This is a genomic window from Mesorhizobium sp. M7A.F.Ca.US.006.04.2.1, from assembly GCF_004022915.1.
Taxonomy (GTDB): domain Bacteria; phylum Pseudomonadota; class Alphaproteobacteria; order Rhizobiales; family Rhizobiaceae; genus Mesorhizobium; species Mesorhizobium ciceri.
In genome coordinates this window covers 1-3090 of sequence record NZ_RZQA01000775.1, presented here as the reverse complement: position 1 = coordinate 3090, position 3090 = coordinate 1, and the positions used below count along the sequence as shown (strand labels likewise).

3 protein-coding genes and 1 pseudogene are annotated in these 3090 nt (G+C 62.9%); 1 reads left to right on the top strand and 3 read right to left on the bottom strand.

Annotation, left to right across the window (positions count from 1 at the left end):
• The coding region (locus EN925_RS29835) for a trypsin-like peptidase domain-containing protein (protein ID WP_206616575.1) at positions 1-626 on the bottom strand (626 nt) is incomplete at its 3' end.
• Positions 627-831: 205 nt separating this feature from the next.
• Between EN925_RS29835 and EN925_RS29830 the strand changes: the two are divergent.
• Positions 832-1050 (top strand): annotated as a pseudogene (locus EN925_RS29830) (type II toxin-antitoxin system RelE/ParE family toxin); the annotation flags it as partial.
• On the opposite strand, the gene EN925_RS29825 reads toward EN925_RS29830, so the two are convergent.
• Together EN925_RS29825 and EN925_RS29820 are read right to left on the bottom strand one after the other, a co-directional pair.
• Positions 1047-1511 (bottom strand): cytochrome c-type biogenesis protein, encoded by a 465-nt coding sequence (locus tag EN925_RS29825; protein ID WP_013532633.1) that lies wholly within the window; start codon positions 1509-1511, stop codon positions 1047-1049. The pseudogene EN925_RS29830 and the gene EN925_RS29825 overlap by 4 nt on opposite strands.
• The coding region (locus tag EN925_RS29820) for a heme lyase CcmF/NrfE family subunit (RefSeq protein ID WP_164894474.1) at positions 1508-3090 on the bottom strand (1583 nt) is incomplete at its 5' end. The genes EN925_RS29825 and EN925_RS29820, both read right to left, overlap by 4 nt.

Here is a 3090-nt window from a genome sequence, read left to right as displayed (position 1 = left end):
ACCTTGGAGTCATCGGCGAAGTCGACATAGGTAAACTTGCCGACGCCATCGACCTTGAGCACGGCGAGATCGGTGCGCGGGTCGGTGCCGATCAGCTTGGCGTCGAGTTCCTTGCCGTCATTCATCACCACGGTGAAGGCCGAGCCTTCCGAAACGACGTGGTTGTTGGTGACGAGATAGCCGTCATCCGAGATGAAGAAGCCGGACCCTTGTGCAACCGGCCGCGGCTGGTCGTTGTTGCGGTCGCGATGGCTGAAGCGCCTGTTGCCGCCACCCTGGCCGTCCTGATCACCAAAGCCGCGGAATTCCTTGAAGAAGCGGCGCAGTTGCGGATTGTTGGGCAGGTTGTTCATGCCATCCTGATCGTCGGACGGGTCGGAGCCGTCATCGGCGGCCGGGCTGATCTTGGCCTTGACCTTGACGCTGACAACAGCGGGAGAAACCCGCTCGACGACATCGGCGAAGCCCGGTACCTGCGGCGCCTCGACGCGCACGGCATCGGCCAGAACAGGGCTGGTTCCGCTGGTCAGCGCACCGACGCCGATCGCACCGGCCACGGCGACAGACGCGACGGCAGCCATGAGACGCTTGCGGGTGACGGAATATGAACGGGGGGCAATATTCATGGATCTCGTATCCTCTTTCCAAATGGACGCTGCTGATGGGCATCCTCAAGCAAGAGAATTAGAGTGGCGCACATTACAGCGCCATTTCCGACACATGAAACTTTGGTAATGTTTTGGGGTCGGGAGACGCACAAACCCGTTGGCCGCGATGCCCTATGCGCTATCTTGTACACAACTCAGCACAAGGCTTTATAAATGACAGCAAGCACGCCTGGCGGATCGTATTCGTGAAATGGGCCGAGGCCTTGGTGATATGGCGACGGGCCGGCCAGGCCGGGTAACAGGCACATATGAGACGTTCATCGGCCGCCTGCCGTACATCATTGCTTATGAGTTGCGCCCGATTGCTGGCCGTCAGTGCGTCGTTATCCTGCGCGTCATTCACACGTCGCGGGACTGGCCCTCGGAGGAATGGCCGAGCTAATTGCCTAGTATCTTGTCCAGCGCCGCCTGTTCCTCAGTGGTCAGCGCATTGGTTGCCGTCGAGCGACGCGACCGCGCGGTCAGCACGATGAAAACGCCTCCCACCAGCAACAGCAGGACAGGCGTGCCCCACAGCAATGCATTGCGCAGGTCGAAACGCGGCTTGAGCAGCACGAACTCGCCATAGCGCGAAACCACGTAGTCCATGACCTGCTGGTCAGTGTCGCCGGCGACGAGGCGCTGACGCACGAGGACGCGCAGGTCGCGGGCAAGGTCGGCATCGGATTCGTCGATCGACTGGTTCTGGCAGACCATGCAGCGCAAGCCTTCCGAAAGCGCCCGAGCCCGCGCCTCAAGTGCAGGATCAGGCAGCATCTCGTCAGGCTTCACCGCCAAGGCCGTGCCGGCAAAAAACAGCGCCAGCAGCAGGATAATGGAGGTCAGCGAAAGCCGTGCGTTCATGGCAGGGTCGCGGATGGCACCACGCTCGCCTGCTTGCGCCGTCGCGACGGCGCGCCGACGCGCAGGCGCCGGTCCATCAGCGACATCGCCGCGCCCGCCATCATCATCAGGCCACCGCCCCAGATCAACGTCACCAGCGGCTTCCACCACAAACGCACGACGACCGAACCGTCTTTGCCCTCGTCGCCGATCGAGATGTAGAGCTGCGAGAAACCGATCGTCCTGATGCCGGATTCCGTCGTCGTCATCTGCCGCACCGGATAAAACCGCTTGGCGGAGCTGATTTCGCCAACAGGGCTGCCGCTGACGCCGATCAGCTCGAAGCGGCCGCGATCCTCGCTGTAATTCGGTCCCTGGGCCGGATAAAGCCCGACGAAACGCAGCGTATGGCCGGACAGTTCGACGGTCTCGCCGGCATGCATCGACAGGATCTTCTCGGTGCCGAAGCAAAGTGTGCCGACGATGCCGAGCGTGGTCAGGCCGAGGCCGAGGTGAGCGAAGGCTGTGCCGAAGACCGAGCGCGGCAAGCCGAGCAAGCGCCGGACCATGATCCCCGTTGCGACGGTCCGAAAGCCGGATTTGACGGCGAGATCGGTGAGCGCGCCAAGGATCAGCCAGACGGCAAGGCCTACGCCCAGGGCTGCGAACACCGAGGCTCCGTCGATGAACAGAGCGGTGACCAGCGTCGCCAGCAGCGCCGCTGCAAAGGCCACCATCAGGCGCTGCGCGACGGCGAAAACATCGCCGCGCTTCCAGGCCAGCAACGGCCCGAACGGAACCACGAGCAGCAGCGGCACCATCAGCGGCCCGAAGGTGAGATTGAAGAACGGCGCGCCGACCGAGATCTTGTCGGCTGAAAAGGCTTCGACAGCGAGCGGATAGAGTGTGCCGACAAGCACGGTCGCCGTCGCCGTGGTCAGGAACAGATTGTTGAGGACGAGTGCCCCTTCTCGGGAAATCGGGTGGAACAGGCCGCCGGTCGTCAACCGGGAAGCGCGCAGCGCAAACAGCGCCAGCGAGCCGCCGATAAACAGCGTCAGGATGCACAGGATAAACACGCCCCGGGTCGGATCGGTGGCAAAGGCGTGCACCGAGGTCAGCACGCCCGAACGCACGAGGAAGGTGCCGAGCAGCGACAGCGAAAAGGTCAGGATGGCGAGCAGCAGCGTCCAGATCTTCAGCGCCGAGCGCTTTTCCATGACAATGGCCGAATGGAGCAGCGCGGTGCCCGCCAGCCACGGCATGAAAGACGCGTTCTCGACTGGATCCCAGAACCAGAAACCGCCCCAGCCAAGTTCATAGTAGGCCCAGTACGATCCCATGGCGATGCCGCCGGTCAGGAACATCCAGGCGACCAGCGTCCACGGCCGCACCCAGCGCGCCCAGGACGCGTCGATGCGGCCTTCGATGAGAGCGGCGACCGAGAAGGAAAAACAGATCGAGAAGCCGACATAGCCGAGATAGAGGAACGGCGGGGGGGTGGCGAGGCCGAGATCCTGCAGGATCGGGTTGAGATCGCGGCCTTCGATCGGCGCCGGATTGAGCCGGATGAACGGATTGGACGTGGCCAGAACAAACA